The organism is Variovorax stachyos (genome assembly GCF_051400855.1).
Lineage (GTDB): Bacteria > Pseudomonadota > Gammaproteobacteria > Burkholderiales > Burkholderiaceae_C > Variovorax.
In genome coordinates this window covers 42405-58040 of record NZ_JBLFFN010000018.1, presented here as the reverse complement: position 1 = coordinate 58040, position 15636 = coordinate 42405, and the positions used below count along the sequence as shown (strand labels likewise).

Annotated in this window: 13 protein-coding genes; 5 read left to right on the top strand and 8 right to left on the bottom strand. The window is 69.8% G+C overall.

Annotated features, from left to right (window positions below; translation table 11 throughout):
• Positions 1 to 2: 2 nt before the first annotated feature.
• Positions 3 to 1085 (top strand): type VI secretion system protein, encoded by a 1083-nt coding sequence (locus ACMGEZ_RS24220; RefSeq protein WP_436824834.1) that lies wholly within the window; start codon positions 3 to 5, stop codon positions 1083 to 1085.
• 130 nt (positions 1086 to 1215) lie between these two features.
• Here the strand turns inward: ACMGEZ_RS24220 and tssJ are convergent, their stop codons facing one another.
• Positions 1216 to 1743 carry a type VI secretion system lipoprotein TssJ gene (gene tssJ, locus ACMGEZ_RS24215; RefSeq protein WP_436824833.1) on the bottom strand — a complete coding sequence of 176 codons (528 nt, stop codon included), beginning with the start codon at positions 1741 to 1743 and terminating at the stop codon, positions 1216 to 1218.
• 103 nt (positions 1744 to 1846) lie between these two features.
• Here tssJ and tssA point away from each other — a divergent pair, with 103 nt between their 5' ends.
• The 4 genes from tssA (at position 1847) to ACMGEZ_RS24195 (ending at position 5598) form a co-directional block, all read left to right on the top strand.
• Positions 1847 to 2917, top strand: a complete 1071-nt coding sequence (tssA, locus tag ACMGEZ_RS24210; protein WP_436824832.1) for a type VI secretion system protein TssA — start codon at positions 1847 to 1849, stop codon at positions 2915 to 2917.
• 51 nt (positions 2918 to 2968) lie between these two features.
• Positions 2969 to 3505, top strand: a complete 537-nt coding sequence (gene tssB, locus ACMGEZ_RS24205) for a type VI secretion system contractile sheath small subunit (RefSeq protein WP_436824831.1) — start codon at positions 2969 to 2971, stop codon at positions 3503 to 3505.
• 34 nt (positions 3506 to 3539) lie between these two features.
• Positions 3540 to 5036 carry a type VI secretion system contractile sheath large subunit gene (gene tssC / locus ACMGEZ_RS24200; protein WP_436824830.1) on the top strand — a complete coding sequence of 499 codons (1497 nt, stop codon included), beginning with the start codon at positions 3540 to 3542 and terminating at the stop codon, positions 5034 to 5036.
• An 82-nt stretch (positions 5037 to 5118) separates the two neighbouring features.
• The gene (locus ACMGEZ_RS24195; protein WP_436824829.1) at positions 5119 to 5598 is read left to right on the top strand and encodes an Hcp family type VI secretion system effector; all 480 of its coding nucleotides are present in this window, start codon (positions 5119 to 5121) and stop codon (positions 5596 to 5598) included.
• Positions 5599 to 5655: 57 nt separating this feature from the next.
• On the opposite strand, the gene ACMGEZ_RS24190 is transcribed toward ACMGEZ_RS24195, so the two are convergent.
• The 7 genes from ACMGEZ_RS24190 to ACMGEZ_RS24160 are packed head-to-tail and all read right to left on the bottom strand — an operon-like array spanning position 5656 to position 15620.
• Positions 5656 to 6444: a PP2C family protein-serine/threonine phosphatase gene (locus ACMGEZ_RS24190; RefSeq protein WP_436824828.1), complete on the bottom strand. Its 789-nt coding sequence runs from the start codon at positions 6442 to 6444 to the stop codon at positions 5656 to 5658.
• Positions 6445 to 6484: 40 nt separating this feature from the next.
• Positions 6485 to 8044 carry a type VI secretion system-associated FHA domain protein TagH gene (gene tagH, locus ACMGEZ_RS24185; RefSeq protein ID WP_436824827.1) on the bottom strand — a complete coding sequence of 520 codons (1560 nt, stop codon included), beginning with the start codon at positions 8042 to 8044 and terminating at the stop codon, positions 6485 to 6487.
• Positions 8045 to 8069: 25 nt separating this feature from the next.
• Positions 8070 to 8471, bottom strand: coding sequence for a DUF4150 domain-containing protein (locus ACMGEZ_RS24180; RefSeq protein ID WP_436824826.1), 402 nt, complete (start codon positions 8469 to 8471; stop codon positions 8070 to 8072).
• A gap of 4 nt (positions 8472 to 8475) precedes the next feature.
• Entirely contained in the window at positions 8476 to 9102 is a 627-nt protein-coding gene (locus tag ACMGEZ_RS24175; RefSeq protein ID WP_436824825.1) for a DUF3540 domain-containing protein, read from the bottom strand.
• 58 nt (positions 9103 to 9160) lie between these two features.
• Entirely contained in the window at positions 9161 to 10213 is a 1053-nt protein-coding gene (locus ACMGEZ_RS24170; RefSeq protein WP_436824824.1) for a pentapeptide repeat-containing protein, read from the bottom strand.
• On the bottom strand, positions 10210 to 12807 hold the full coding sequence (locus tag ACMGEZ_RS24165; RefSeq protein ID WP_436824823.1) for a DUF2169 family type VI secretion system accessory protein: 2598 nt from the start codon (positions 12805 to 12807) through the stop codon (positions 10210 to 10212). Before ACMGEZ_RS24165 ends, ACMGEZ_RS24170 begins: the two co-directional genes overlap by 4 nt.
• A 2-nt stretch (positions 12808 to 12809) precedes the next feature.
• The gene (locus ACMGEZ_RS24160; RefSeq protein WP_436824822.1) at positions 12810 to 15620 is read right to left on the bottom strand and encodes a type VI secretion system Vgr family protein; all 2811 of its coding nucleotides are present in this window, start codon (positions 15618 to 15620) and stop codon (positions 12810 to 12812) included.
• Between the last annotated feature and the right edge of the window lie 16 nt (positions 15621 to 15636).

Sequence of the window (15636 nt, the reverse complement as noted above, 5' to 3'; positions counted from 1 at the left end):
GCATGAACATGCTGTACCCGCTGCCCACTCACTACGGCGCCCTGCTGGCGCTGTGCATGGCCGGGCTGCTCGCGCTGTGGTGGTTCATGCTGGGCTCGCGCTACTTCGCGCGGCGGCGGCTGCTGCGCCGCCGTATCGAGGCACTGGCCACGCCTTCGGATACGCAACTGGCCGAGCCCTTCGCCGAGCCCCGCGCCACTGCCGCGCGTGCGCGCGAGCGGTTGCTGTGCTCGCCCGCGCTGCGCGCGCTGCATCAGCCGCTCTACGACCTGCCCTGGCTGCTGTTCATCGGAGACGAGGACGCCGGCCTCCCGGCGCTGCTGGCGTCGGCTCGCCCCGAGGCCGCGGTGCCTGCGCGGCAGGGCGAGGACGAGAGCGGGGACTTCTGGCGCTGGCACTTCCTGCCGACCCTCATCGCCATCGAGACCCGTGCCGCCGCGGTGCATGAGCCGGCCACGCCGCACGAGCGCGGCCTCTGGTACCGCGCCCTGCTGGCGCTCGCCGACCAGCGCGAGCGCCTGCCGCTCAACGGCATCGTGGTCTGCGTCAACGCGGCCCGCCTGCTCGGCGACGCGCAGCATGTGGCCGCGGATGCGTCGCGCCTGCGCCAGCGCATCGACGAGGCGGCCGAGCTGCTGCGCCTGCAGTTGCCCGTCTATCTGCTGGTGACCGGGCTGGAGCGGCTGGCGGGTTACGAGGCACTGCGCGAGGCCCTGCCCTCCGCGGTGCGCAACCAGGCCCTGGGCCATCGCCTGCCCGACACCGCCGCGGCCGTGGCGCGACTCGATGCGTTGTTCGAACCGCTCGTGCTGCGCCTGCATGCCTTGCGCATGGGCCTGCTGCGCAGCCAGCCGGAGCCGGCCCCACGCCATGCGATCCATGCCTTCGTCGAACAGGTACGCGCGCTGCAGCCCGGCCTGCGCACCTTCGCGCAGCGGCTCTTCGAAGCGCCGCGCAGTGGCCATGCGGGCGCACGCTGGCGCGGCCTCTACCTCGTCGCGGCGCCGGACGACAGCGACCAGTCCGCCTTCATCTCCGACCTGTTCCAGCGCTTCCTCCCCGCCGACCAACCGCTAGCGAGATAGCCGATTGCCTCGCGGCCGGCGAAGCCAGGCCCCTTCGTGGAACACCGCGGAACCGGCTTTGCCGGGCCGCTGGTGTTGCCCCCGGTGAGGGGGTGGGCGGCTACACGAAGTGAGCCAACCTGGGGGCGAGCTAGTTGTTCCGAATGCTTATCTGGCGCGCACCGAAGGTGGTGGTCAGCACCAGCGGCTTGCCCGGCTCGACCACGCGCACCTCGCGCCAGCGCGCGCGATCCAGGTCGCGGTAGGCGGCCATCACGCCGATCGCCTTGATGTCGGCAGCCAGCGTCATCTCCAGCTTCCTGCTGTCGCCCGGACGCAGCAGCAGCTCTTCGCGCTGCGCCATCTCCGCGCCCAACGTCGCCTGGTCCTTCTCGAACAGCGAGAAGAAGTCGGCCGACTCGAAGGCACCGCTGGTCTTGAGCGCATAGACGCGCACCGTGAGCGGCGAGGCCCGGCCGCGCGCATCGGGATTGGCATCGGCACCGGCCACCAGCGTCATCGCCACGCGCGTGGTGACCGGTGGGGGCGGCGGCTTGGCGCATCCGGACAGCAACAGGCCCGCGGCCAGCAGGCCCAGGCCCCAGCCCGAGAGCATGCGACGGCAATCCGCGTTGCGCAGGCGTCCATAGGACGAACGGCGTGTACCCAGCTCACTCATGCTATTCCCTTCGTTGCATTGACCCGCCCCGGGGCATCTTTGATTATCACCAGCGTCTGTCGACACATGAATCAGCCGGAGGGCCGGGGAGAAGGAAATCCTCATGCGACGGGCTCTGTCCATTCCAACAGGCAACATGCTGACACCCGAACTCGTCGATGCACTGCAGGCTCCCGTCAGCGAGGCATCGCCATGCGGCGACGATCTGGAATACGACCCCGCCTTTACCGCGCTCGATGCTGCCGCCCAGGGCAAGGCCGAGCAGCAGTTCGGCGACACGGTGATCCCAGCGGTTGAGCCCGACTGGCGCGCGGTCGCCGACCAGGCACAGGCGCTGCTCGCGCGAACCAAGGACGTGCGGCCTGCCGTGCTGCTGCTGCGAGCCGGCACACGGCTGCAGGGTGCATCCGGCTTCGGCCTGGGCCTGCAGTTGCTGAGCGGCTTGCTCGAGCGCCATTGGGACGGCATACATCCAAAGCTGGATGCCGACGACGACCACGATCCCACCATGCGCCTCAACGCGCTCGCGCCGCTGGCCGACGAAGGCATGGTGCTGCGCGACCTGTACGACGCGCAGGTCGGCATCGCGCGCGGCGTGGGCCCGATCCGCGTGCGCGACATCGCGATCGCGCACAACGCGCTGGCCGCCGTGGGTGGCGACGCGGCCTACTCGCAGGCGCAGATCCAGGGCGGGCTCGAAGCCATCCACGCCGAGACGCCCGACGTGCTGCATGCACTGATGGCCACGCCGGCGCAGGTCGCCCGCCTGCAGGCGCTGATCACCGAGCGCACCGGCCGCGCCGATGCCATCGATCTTTCTCGACTGCGCGCGATCGGTCAGGTGCTGCACAAGGCCTGCGCAGCGGTCGCCGGCGCGGCACTGTCCGCCGAGGCCGCGGCCGATGCCGGCGAACACTCCGCCGGCGCCACCGGCCATGCACCGGCGCAGCGTGCCGCGGTCTCCGGCGAACTCCGCACCCGCGAGGACGTGCTCCAGACCCTGGATCGCGTGATCCGCTATCTCGAGCAGGCCGAGCCCGGCAACCCGGCGCCGCTCCTGATCGCGCGCGCCAAGAAGCTGATCGGCGTGAGCTTCCTCGAGATCATGGCCGACCTCGCGCCGAATGCGCTCGACACCATCGAAGCCGTGACCGGCAAGCAGACCACCGAGTAAGGCCCCTGCCGCCGCGCTCGCCTTCCCATCCATCCCGCAAGGAGTTCTTCCATGTCCACCAAGAGCAGCCAGAAGTTCATCGCCCGCAACCGGGCGCCGCGCGTCCAGATCGAGTACGACGTGGAGCTCTACGGCGCGGAGAAGAAGATCCAGCTGCCCTTCGTGATGGGCGTGCTGGCCGATCTCTCGGGCAAGCCGGCGGACCCGCTCGCGCCGGTCACCGACCGCAAGTTCCTCGAGTTCGACGTCGACAACTTCGACGCCCGCATGAAGGCCATGAAGCCGCGCGCCGCCTTCTCGGTGCCGAACACGCTCACCGGCGAAGGCGAGCTCAAGGTCGACATCAGCTTCGAGAACATGGACGACTTCTCGCCCGCGGCGGTCGCTCGCAAGGTCGACGCGCTCAACAAGCTGCTCGAGGCCCGCACCCAGCTGTCGAACCTGGTCACCTACATGGACGGCAAGGGCGGCGCAGAAGACCTGCTGGCCAAGGTGCTGGAGGACCCGGCCCTGCTGCAGACGCTCGCCGGCAGCAAGAAGCCCGAAGAGGGCGCCCCGTCCGCCCCGTCCGCCGCCTCTGCCGCCTGACATCCGACGAACCGAATCACCAGGAGAAAGCAACATGGCCGAAGCACTCGAACAGGGGAGCGCACTGAAAGACGTCGCCTACGCCGGCAGCGACTTCGCGTCGCTCCTGCAAAAGGAATTCAAGCCGCGCAGCGACGAGGCGAAGAGTGCGGTCGAGGCGGCCGTGCTCACGCTGGCGCAGCAGGCGCTGGCGAACACGCAGGTCATCGGCAAGGACGTGACGAAGTCGATCCAGGCCATGATCGCCGCGATCGACCAGAAGCTCACCGAGCAGGTCAACAAGATCCTGCACCACGAGGACTTCCAGAAGCTCGAAAGCGCCTGGCGCGGCCTGCACTACATGGTGAACAACACCGAGACCGACGAGAACCTCAAGATCCGCGTGATGGACGTCTCCAAGAAGGAGCTGCACAAGACCCTCAAGAAATTCAAGGGCGCGGCCTGGGACCAGAGCCCGCTCTTCAAGAAGATCTACGAGCAGGAGTACGGCCAGTTCGGCGGCGAGCCCTTCGGGGCGATCGTGGGCGACTACCACTTCGACCAGAGCCCGCCCGATGTCGAGCTCCTGGGCGAGATGGCCAAGATCGCAGCCTCGGCCCACGCGCCCTTCATCACCGGCGCCAGCCCCAACCTGATGCAGATGGAGTCCTGGCAGGAGCTCGCCAACCCGCGCGACCTGACCAAGATCTTCTCCACGCCCGAATACGCCGGCTGGCGCAGCCTGCGCGAGTCGGACGACTCCAAGTACATCGGCCTGTGCATGCCGCGCTTTTTGGCCCGCACGCCCTACGGCGCCAAGACCAACCCGGTGGAGGACTTCGACTTCGAGGAAGACGTCGCCGGTGCCGACCACAGCAAGTACGCCTGGGCCAACGCGGCCTACGCCATGGCCACCAACATCAACCGCTCCTACAAGCTCTACGGCTGGGGCTCGCGCATCCGCGGCATCGAATCGGGCGGCGCGGTCGAGAACCTGCCGCTGCACACCTTCCCGAGCGACGACGGCGGCGTCGACCAGAAGTGCCCGACCGAGATCGCCATCAGCGACCGGCGCGAGGCCGAGCTGTCCAAGGCCGGCCTGCTCTCGCTGATCCACCGCAAGAACTCCGACTTCGCGGCCTTCATCGGCTCGCAGTCGCTCAACAAGCCGACCGAGTACGACGACCCCGACGCCACCGCCAACGCCAACTTGGCCGCACGCCTGCCCTACCTGTTCGCCTGCAATCGCTTCGCGCACTACCTCAAGTGCATCGTGCGCGACAAGGTCGGCAGCTTCAAGGAGCGCGACGAGATGCAGCGCTGGCTCAACAAGTGGATCACCAACTACGTGGATGGCGACCCGGTCAACTCTTCCGAGGAGACCAAGGCGCGCAAGCCGCTGGCCGCGGCCGAGGTGGTGGTGGAAGAGGTCGAGGGCAACCCCGGCTACTACACCTCCAAGTTCTTCCTGCGCCCGCACTACCAGCTCGAAGGGCTGACGGTGTCGTTGCGCCTGGTGTCCAAGCTGCCGTCCGTCAAGGGCGGCAAGTAGCACGTGCCGAAGCGCAACCTGCCTTGCAGTTGCCGATCAACCCCCCGCCCGCCGCAATCGGGCTTCCTGAAGGAGCATCGAGATGAGTTCTGACTATTTCGCCAAGATCACGAAGGCCGACGGCGAGTCGAAGAAGGAAGGCCACGCCAACGAGATCGAGGTGCTGAGCTGGAGCTGGGGCGTGTCGAACGCATCCAGCGCCGGCGTGGGCGGCGGCGCGGGCAAGGGCAAGGCCACGCCCTCCGACATCACCTTCATGCACAACTACGACAAGGCCTCGCCCGTACTGGCCAGCTTCTGCGCCAAGGGCACGCACATCGACGAGATCAAGCTCACCGCCCGAAAGTCCGGCGACGGCCAGGAGGACTACCTGATCATCACGATGAACGGTGCCTTCATCACCAGCACCCAGTTCAGCGGCTCCAGCGGCGGCGACATGGTCGAGAGCGTGTCCTGCGCCTTCAAGAAGATCAAGATCGAATACAAGCTCCAGGACGACAAGGGCAAGCTCAGCGCCGGGCCCGAGATGACCTGGGACCTCGAAGCCAACAAGGTCACCTGAAGGTCGATACCAGCCCGGCAAGTACAAGCGACGAGCCGGGCGGGCCGCCTCGCGGCGCTACGGCCGCGGCGGTTCGGCCAGCGGCCGCGTGACTTCGTCGTCCTCGCCGTCCCGGTGCAGCCAGAGCGCGACCGCCGTGTAGTTGTCGTGACCGGGTTTGGCGCGTGCCCGTATCTCGGCGTCGAGCTGCTCCACCCATCGGCTGGGGTCCTGCGAACCCTGCAGCGTCTCGCACAGACACGCGTCGCCCAGCGGCTCCCAGACGCCGTCGCTGCACAGCAGCAGCACATCGTCGACTGCGAGCGTCATGCGCTCGGACACCGTGATCTCCGGCAGCGACTCGAGCGAGCCCAGCGCCGACAGCAGCATGTTGCGCTTGGGATGCAGGCGCGCGGCTTCTTCGTCGATCATCCCGCCCGCCACCATCTGCTGGACCACGCTGTGGTCGATGGTGCGCGCCACCGGCACCCCGCCGCGGAACAGGTAGGCGCGGCTGTCGCCGCTGTGCGCCCAGACCACCGCGTTCTCGTGCAGGTCGATGGCGGCCAGCACCACCGTGGAGCGCATGGCGGCCAGCTTGCCGCCTTCGGCCTGGCGCGCGACCACGTCGCGGTTGGCCTGCTCCAGCAGGTGCCGCAGCCCCTCGGCATCCAGCCCCGGCGCCGCCGCGAAGCCGCTGAGCACGCTGCTGCGCACGATCGACGCGGCCACGTCGCCGCCGCCGTGGCCGCCCGCGCCGTCGGCCACCAGGCAGGCCAGGAAGCGGCCGTCGTTCCACTGGCCGAACACGTCCTCGTTGTAGCTGCGGCCGCCCTGCCTCGACAGGGTGACGATCTCGATCTCCATGGGGCCTCCCTCGTCCTCGTCCCTCTTGCTGATGCTCTTGCTATTGCCGGCCTTCGCCCGACTTCAGGCGCGCCATCTGTTCCTCGTAGGCCTGCACGAAGGCCTTGCCGAAGAGGGCATGGAAATCGTCCTCCGCCTCGCTCGCGATGCCCGCGTAGAGCGCGATGAACTGGTCCCACAGCTTGGCCTTCCGGTTGGAGGCGAACAGGCTGTCGAGTGCCGACTTCGCGGCGATCTTCTTCTCGAGCTCGCCGGGTTCGAAGCGCTCGATGAGCTGGGACAGCGCGGCGCGCATGCCGACCATCACGCCGAACTGGTGCGCGCGCAGGTCGTCGAAGGCATCGCGCATCGCCGCCTCGGCCGGCATGAAGCCGCGCACGCCGGGCCCCAGCAGATGCGCCAGCGCGACTTCGGCGGTGGGCGAAAACTTGAGCGGGTTGTTGGCCTGCGCCGCGATCATCGTCACCTCGGCGCGCAGCTCGCGCTTGAACTCCTGGCGCGTCAACAGCAGCTGCAGCGTACCTTCGGTGGCCGAGCGCAGCAGCACGCCGATGCGCTCCATCAGCCCCGGTGTCAGCATCTCGGGCGTCTGGTGCGTGCTGCCGAGCCCGCGCAGCAGGGCGGCCAGCAGTGCATCGGGCGAGGGAACGGTCGTCGGGGTCGAGGCGGACGCCGGAGCGGGCTGCGGCGCCGCGCGGACCGGCTCGCCCGTCATGTCGTCGAAGCGCGGCTCGGACGAAGGCGCGGCGGCCTGCACTTCGCGCGGCGGCACATAGCCGAACTGCCCGATCGGAAGATGATCCCCGCGCGGCGCCGCGGCCGCGGACGGCGTGCTCTGCAGCGCCGCGAACGGATCGGCCGCCCCGGCGGTGTTGGGCTGGCGCAGCGGGTCCGCCAGCGGCGACAGCGCAAGCGGATCGTCGCCGAGACCTGCGCCCGCGCCGCCACCGAACAACTGGTCGATGCCTGTCCCCTTGGCCGCCGGCGACCTCAGGCCCAGATCGGAGAAGTCGTCGTCGAGCAGGCTGCGCGCCGGCGCTGCAGCGACACCTGGAGCCGCCTCCGGCGCCAGAAGATCGGCGAAAGGATCTTCGGCCGAAGCAACCGGACGCCCGGCGCCCAGCGGGTCGCCGAGCGGAAGGCCCGGCACGGCCGGCACCGCACCCGGTGCCGGTGCGGCCGGCCCGAGCCCGGCGAGCAAGTCCGCAAAGGGATCGTCCTCCGCAGGCCGCGCACCGGCAGCCGGCATTGCGGCAGGGGCCGCTGCAGCGCCTGCGGACACCGCGGCGGGTGCCGCCTCCACCATCAGCTCGAAGCCGCCGATGACCAGGCGCATGCCCTGCGACAGCGCGGCCTCGTTGCCCGCGCCCAGCGGCCGTCCGTTGCACAGCATCGGATTGCTGCCGCGGTCGACGATGAAGTACTGCCCCTCGCGGCACAGCACCTGCGCATGCACGCGCGAGACGGTGCGGTCGGGATCGTCGAGCACCAGCGTGTTGGCCGGCGCGCGCCCGATGGTGCCGCCCTGTGCGTCGAATTGCGCGCTCAGCGTGCGGCCCGCATGCGCGCCCTGGTGGGTGAGAACCGATATGCGAATCACGATCGTGGCTCCGTCGAGTGAGGCGTCACGGCGCCAGCATCAACACCAGCGCCTGGCTGGGCACGATGCGTGCGCCCGGGCAGTTGGTGCTGTTCTGCAGCGACATGCTGGTGAGGCGCGTCGCCGGCATGCCCATGTAGAGCACGGTGAAGGCACCTGTGAGGTGCCGGCTCGGCCCCATCACCGTGCCCGAGGCCACACCGGTCGCCACGCCCGGGTTGTCGCCGTTGGTCATGGGAATGGTGGTCGCGAGGTTGTGCACCGGCATGCCCATGATCAGGATGTTCGGGCAGTTGGGCACCGCCATCGGCCCCATCGCGATGTTGGGATAGGGGATCGGGATCGGCGAGGGCGAGGGCGGCGCGGGCGTGAGGCACACGTCGGGAAAGCCCATGTCGGTGCCCATCATCTGGCAGTTGGCGAACATGGCGTCACCCGAAGTGGATCTGCCCGCCGCGGGTCTTGACCAGCTTGTCGCCGTTGATCAGCGCATGCTCGCCCGACAGCCGCAGCAGCTGGTCGGCGTCGATCTCCAGGTGCGTGGCCTGCACCCGGTCGATGCCCTGGGTCGTCCGCAGGTGATGCTTGCTGAAATGCGTGACACGGTCGAAGACGCTGTTCAGCGCCGCGCCCACCAGCTTGATCGCACCCGCCACCACGCGCAGCCGGCTGCCGCTGAACTCGGCATCGTCCGCGACCATCTCGGCGCGGGCGGCGCGCAGTTCGAAGCACGTGGTCTCGAAGCTGAGCGCCGGTGCCTCGACCTTGAGCGGCGCCTCGCTGCGCAGCAGGTGCGCCGTGCCCTCCTCGCGCTGCAGGACGGCCACCACCCAGAGCTCGTCCGGCGCCACCAGCAGGCAGGCGACCGTGTCGCCCGCCACCGGCTCCAGCAGGCAGCTCGCGGCACGCCGCCCGAGGGCTTCGAGCCCGCCGCTGCGGATGGCGAAGGACCGGCCCGTCACACCGGTCACCAGGCCCACGCAGGACTGCGCCGGTGTCGCGCCGCCCGGCAGGCCGCGCCGGGCCGGCTGCCCGGCGATGGATGAGGAATCGGTCATGGTCGCGTGCTCCTTGTCATTTCCTTGTTCCTTGTCATCGCCCGTCTGCCGTGCCGCCTCAGGCCGCCACGGGCTGCCAGTCCTCGGCCTGCGCCAGCGCAGGATCGGTCTCCAGCGCGCGGACGCGGTCGGGCAGCTGCGCATGCTCGGTGGCCGCGCGGTGCAGCACGGCGCGAAAGAGCGTGGCCTCGCGCGCGTCCGCCGCGCGCAGGTCGGCATGGCTGAAGTCCGCGTAGGTCAGTTCGGCGCCGCGCAGCACCGCACCGGGCAACTGCGCGCGCGCGAAATGGCATTGGTAGAGATCGGCACCGTCGAAGCGCGCGGCCGGGAAGATGCTGGCGGTAAAAAGCGCCTGGCGCAGCCGGGCACCCGCGAAGCTCACGCCCGTTCCGCGGGCCTCGCAGAACACGGCGCCGGGGGCCTGCACGCCGGTGAAGTCGGCGTTCTCCAGCATTGCCCCCTGGAAGTTGCACTGCGGCATCGTCACCTGCGCGAAGCGCGCGCCGCTCAGGTCGAGGTAGGAGAACTGGCAGCCGTCCAGCGCCAACCCCACGAAGGGCTTCTGTGCGAGCCCCGTCTTGTGGAAGATCACGCGGCGCAGGCTGGCGCGCTCCCAGCTCAGGCGTGCCAGGTCGCATTCCATCACCGAGGTGTGCAGCCAGCGGCTGTCGTCGGCGTTGACGTCGACCAGGCTGCTGCCGAGGAAGGCGGCCGATTCGAGCGAGCAGCCGGCCAGCCCCGCATGGTCGAGCCGGCAGGCGGAGAAGGTCGCCATGTCGAGCGCCGCGCCGGCAAGCTGCCCATGCGGGAGCCGGCAGTTGGTGAAGGTGGCGCCGTGCAGGTTGGCCTCGCGGAAATCCACATGATCGAGCTCGCACCGGTTGAAGACGGCGCGCCGCAGGTTGGCGCCGTTGAAGAGCGCGCCGCGCAGGTCGCACTGGTCGAACAGGGTCTCGCGCGCATCGGCGCCGCGGAAATCGGCCTGCTCCAGCTGCGTGCGCGTGAAGATGCCGCCGCCCACATAGCTCTTCGCGAAGGCGGCCTTGCGCAAGTCCTGGCCTTCGATCGGTTCGCCCAGCGCGGCGGCATAGGCCAGCAGTTGCGCCTTCATGGCGTGCCCTCCGCATGCTGCTGCGGCGCCAGCCGCGGCCAGGTGCGGGCCCGCTGCAGCAGCGCGCCCTCGAGGCGTGCGTCGCCGTCCAGCCGGATGCGCGACAGGTCGGCACCGAACAGGTTGGCGTTGCGCAGATCGGCGCCGCGCAGGTCGGCGCGCTGCAGGATCGCGTCCTTGAAGTCCACGCCCGCGAGCCGCGCCCGCACCAGCACCGCCTTGCGCAGCAGCGCGCCCTTGGCGCTCGCCAGCCGCGCATCGCAGTCGGCCAGTTGCGCCATGCCGAGGTTGGCTCCGTCGAGCCGGGCGCGCACCAGCCGCGCGCCCGCGAGATTGCATTCGCCGAGGTTGGCGCCCTGCAGGTCGGCGCCGGAGAAATCGGCTTGCGCCAGGACGGTGGCCTGCACGAAGCTCGCGCCCCTCAAGTGCGCGCCCGTGAAATCGGCGCGCTCGAGCCGGCAGCCGAGGAAGTTGCTGCCCGCCAGCTTCGCACCGCGGAAGTCCAGCCCCTGCAAGTCGCACTCGATGAAGTTGCACCCGGCAAGCTCGGCCTCGGCCAGCACCACGCCCTTCATGTCCAGCTTGTAGAAGAGCAGGCCCGGGCCCACCGCGCCGCTCCAGTCGGCCGCGCCCCAGCGCGTATCCATCAGCTCGGCGCCGGCCAGGCGGGCCTGGCGCAGCTGGGTCGACTCGAAGGCGCAGTACTGCAGGTTGGCGCCCGAGAACTCGGCGCGGTCGAAGACGGCGCCGCCCAATTGCGCGTGGCCCAGGTTGGCGGACTGGAAGACGGTCTCGATCGCGATGGCGCCGCGCAGGTCGGCATGGGCCAGCACGGCGGCGCGAAAGATCGCGCCCGACAGGTTGGCGCCCGCAAACCGGGCGCTTTCGAGCCAGGCGCCGGTGAAGTCGATGCCGCGGAGGTCGAGCCTGGAAAAGTCCGCGCCGGTGAAGTTGGCGGCCGGCAGCTGCTTCGTGCCGCGCGCGAGCAGCCATTCGATCTCGCGCCGGGCTTCAGCCGCACGCTCGCCCGCGAGCGGCGCCACCGGCGGCTGCATGTGGGCGTTCTTCAGGTAGTCGAGGTGGTGCGCCACTTCCTGCAGCAGGAGCTGCGGTGCCATGGTCGCCCGGTCGAAGATGCGATCGCCCAGCGCGAAGCCCTTCTCGATCTCGGCCAGCTGCGCGCGCGCCCGGTAGCTGGGCGGGCCGCGGTGCACCAGCCGCTCGGGGTCCAGCTGTTTCTCGCGCATGAAGGCCTGCGCGTTCTCCAGCTGCGTCACCGCGTCTTCGACGGCGGCCCACTGCTGCTGCTCCATCTCGGCCTCGAGCTTCTCGAGGTACGCCGGCAGCTCCGGCGCGCTCGGCAGCTTCTCGCGGGGCGCGAGGCGAACGCCGAGGGCGTCCGGGTCCTTGCCCTGCGCTCGCAGCTGGTCGCGCGCCATCTCGACGTCGATCTGCGCGCGCCGGTACTGCGCGTCCTCGCGCAGGCCGTCGGACTTCATCACTGCCTGCGCCTGCTCCTGGCTCGGATCGACGGTGTCCAGGCCCGCCGGGACCAGGTCCGCATCGTTGAGCGCCTGCACCGCGGCGCGCCGGCCATCGAGCCGCTTGCCGAGCACGTCCAGGTAGTGCTCGGGCGGGCGCGGCTCGTCGAGGCGCTCGACCGCGCCGAGCAGCTGGCGCACATCGGCGCCGTCGTCCTCGCCGGTCTCGGCCAGGCCCTGGTGGATCAGCACCATGCGCTCGGCGTGCGGGAAGAACCACACCGTCGTCAGCCGCATCGGGATCTCGCGCAGTCGCGTGTCGCCATTGATCCTGTAGTTGGCGAAGGCGCGCACCCGCAACGCGGGCAGCGTGCCCTCGATGTGGGGGCGCTCGGGATGCATGTGGTCGAGCGCGTAAGGCTCGTCGCCGCGCAAGGGTGCCTCCAGCCATTGGTCACTGGGCGCGAGGTTGAAGTAGCGCCAGTCGACGTCGGGCGGGAAGCCCGGCGCGTGCGCCTGGAGCCAGGCCTCGTCAAAGGTGCCGCGCAACGCGGCGCGCTGCGGATGCATGACGTCGAGCGGGCCGAAGCCGGCCGGCGTCACCGCCTGGTCCGGCCGTTGCAGCCGCGCCCCGGGCAGTTCCAGGTTCGGCAGCCAGTGCACGCCGCCTTCGGCGCTGCGGCCGCGGCCCTGCGGATTGGGCGCGAAGCCGGCACCGCCGTAGGCGTGCGTCCAGGCCAGCGGCATCCGCTCGAAGGGGCGCGGCCGGCTGGGCGCGCCAGTGTCCCAGTAGCGTTCGCCGAACACCAGCAGCGTCTTGTCGCGCGCGCCGAGGCGCGCGCGCACCGCCACCGCTTCCGGCCGGCCGGGTGCGGGCCAGGCATGGCCATGCACCAGGAACTCGGGGGTGAGCTTGGCGATGCCTTCGTCGATCAGCGGCACCGCCATCTCGGCGGTGAGGAAGTTCCACATCGACTGCTCGTTCCACAGCGTGCCGCGCGCCGCCTGCGCGAAAGGCACGTGCAGATAGCCCGAGACGCACAGGCCGAAGCGCTTGCGGTACTCCATCGGCCGTGCCGACAGGCCGAGCACCTGGGGCTTGATGACATGCATGGCTAGCCGCCTCCGGAGCCACCACCGGACCCCGGTGCCGGCGGCAGCTGGAAGGGCGCATCCGCGGCCGCGATGCCGTCGCCGCTGGTGGCCTGCGTGCTGGTGGGCGCCGGTCCGCTGGTGAGCGCGCCCACGTCGTTGCCGGTGGCGCCGCCCGATTGCGACAGACGGTTGAGGCGCGCCGCCAGGCCCGGATGCCCGGCATCGGCCGCGGCCTGCGCCGCATCGCGCAGCTCCTTGCGTGCGTCGCTGTACTGGCTCGACAGTTCGCCGAAACCCATGCCGGCGGAGAACACGCTGAGGCCCGCCAGCACGCCCAGCACCTCGGCCGCCACCGCCGCGTCGGCCGCCGCCAGCGGGGCGCCGCCGCCCGCGCCACCGCCGCCCGGCGAATAGACCTTCATCGTGACCAGCTCCAGGTGCGGGCCCACGGTGGCGCTGATCTTCGCCGCCGCCACCGCCTCCATCTGCACCGCCAGCGTCGTGCTGATCTGCGCGCCCATGAAGGTGTCCACCGCCAGGCCGAGGAAGGTGCTGCGCGCCAGGCCCATGTTGGTCTCGCTCGCGTGGCCGATGTAGCCGCTGGTGTTGGTGCCCAGCACCGTCGTGTTGTTCTCGATCGATGTCTGGTTGATCTTGCCGACCGCCAGGATCGAGGCGTCGGTGTTGCTCAGCAGCGAGAACTTGTTCGCCATGATCGTGTACGGGCCGTTCGGCGAGGTGTGGACCACCGAGTTGGCGCCCGTCACCTTGTGCTCGATGTGGCCGGCCTCGAAGGTCATCTTGGCGGCCTTGTACGACAGGTTGCCGGTGATGTTGACCGTCTGGTTGCCGCCGATGGTGCGGGACTCGTTGCCGGTGGTGTTCTCGGTGCGGGTCGCCTTGGTGTCGGTGTTGATCGCGCCCTTGACCACCAGCGTGTGCACGCCGTCGACCTGGGTGCTCTGGTTACCGACCACGTGGTTGTCCTGGTTGGTGCCGACCTTGAGCTTCTGTGCCAGGTCCACCACGTGCGACTCGTTGTTCTTGACGTGGATGCTGCGGTCGCGCGTGACCGCCAGCGTCTGGTCGCGCTGCACGATGCTGCTCTGGTCGCGCTGCACCACCAGGCTCTGGTCGCGCCCGACGGTGGCCGAGTCGTCCAGCTCCACGCTGCGCGCCATGTTGCGCTCGGCGTGGATCGACAGCACCTCCTCGCCCTTCTTGTCCTCGAACTGGATCTCGTTGTAGTTGTTGGCGTTGCCGCCCGGCGTCGAGCGGCTGCGGAAACCGCTCTGCGTGGGCGACTTGTACGGGATCGGCTGCTCGTCGTTGTAGACCCGGCCGATGACGATCGGGCGGTCCGGATCGCCGTTGAGGAAGTCGACGATCACCTCCTGGCCGATGCGCGGGATGAAGTAGCCGCCCCAGCCCTTGCCGGCCCAGGGCTGCGACACCCGCACCCAGCAGGTCGACTTCTGGTCGCGCTGGCCGTAGCGGTCCCAGTGGAAGTGCACCTTGATGCGGCCGTGGTCGTCCACGTGCAGTTCCTCGCCCTCGGGACCGACCACGATCGCGGTCTGCGGCCCGGGCATGCGCACCCGCGGCGTCAGGCGCGGCGGCTTGAAGGGGATCTCCATCGGCAGCACCGTCAGCAGGAAGGCACTGGCGCCGCGCACGCCGTCGCGCAAGACCGGCGTGTCCTCGATCAGCTGCTGCAGCAGCTCGCGCGACTCGAGGTTGACGGCGTCGTCGGCCAGCGCCTGGCGCAGCAGCTCGGCCGGCAGCGCAGCGCCCTTGTAGCCCTCCAGGCCCTCGTAGCCCGGATGGGTGGCGACGAAGGTGCAGCCGGCGATGATGTATTCGCCGTTGCGCGTGCCGTCCGGGTCGCCCTCGAACTTGAAGGCCATCCCCGCCGCCACGTCAGGCCAGGTGGTCAGCGCCCAGTGGCGGTCGCGCCGCGCGCCGAGCTCGTCGGCGCGGATCTTGGCCGTGTTCTCGGCGTCGTCGGTGCTGAAGTAGCCGCCCGGGAACTCGAAGGCCTCGAGGTCGGCCAGCTCGTGGTTGTCGGAGGCGTCGATGTCCACGCCCAGCTTCTTGCGGATCGCCTTGAAGTCGCTGTCGCGCGCCGCGTGCTTGCCGGTCTCGAAGCGGCGCGCCGCGACCCAGCGGCTGATCTCGTTGAAGCGGCCCTCGCTGGCGCCGTCCTGCGCGAAGCGCAGCGTGTCCATGACCGGCAGCTTGGCGTGTGCCACGTCGCTGCTGTCGGCCAGGTGCATGGTGCCCGGCGCCTCGTGGGCGTCGAACCAGTAGTAGATGCCCTCGTCCTCCAGCAGGCGCGACAGGTAGTCGTAGTCGCTTTCCTGGTGCTGCACGCAGTAGCGGCGCGCGTTGTGCGTGCCGATCACGTTCTCGGACTTGAGCTTCTTGAAGCGCTTGATCGGGCTGTCCTCGAACACCGCGTCGAGCACCTCCAGCACCGGCTTGTCCTGCAGGATGCGCGAGTTCGTGCGCTTGCTCAGCAGCCAGAACCAGGAGCGCAGCTGGATGCGGTACTCGAAGTAGCGCCCCACCTGTCCGCAGCGCATGAAGCGCACCGCATGGCCCTGGCAGTGTCGCTCGTGCTTGCCGCCGTCGGCATCGAGGAATTCCATCACCACGTCGAAGGCGCGGCCCAGGATGTCCTTGGCATCGAGCTGCCGGTTCTTCGACAGCACCGTCAGTTCGTAGACCGAGGGCCGCGACAAGCCCTCGTGGCCGGCCACGCTCCAGAACATCAGCTCGCCGGCAACGGGCGAATCGCTCTTGATGGTGAACTGGGTGTCTTCGGCCATGGCTCTCCTTCTGCTT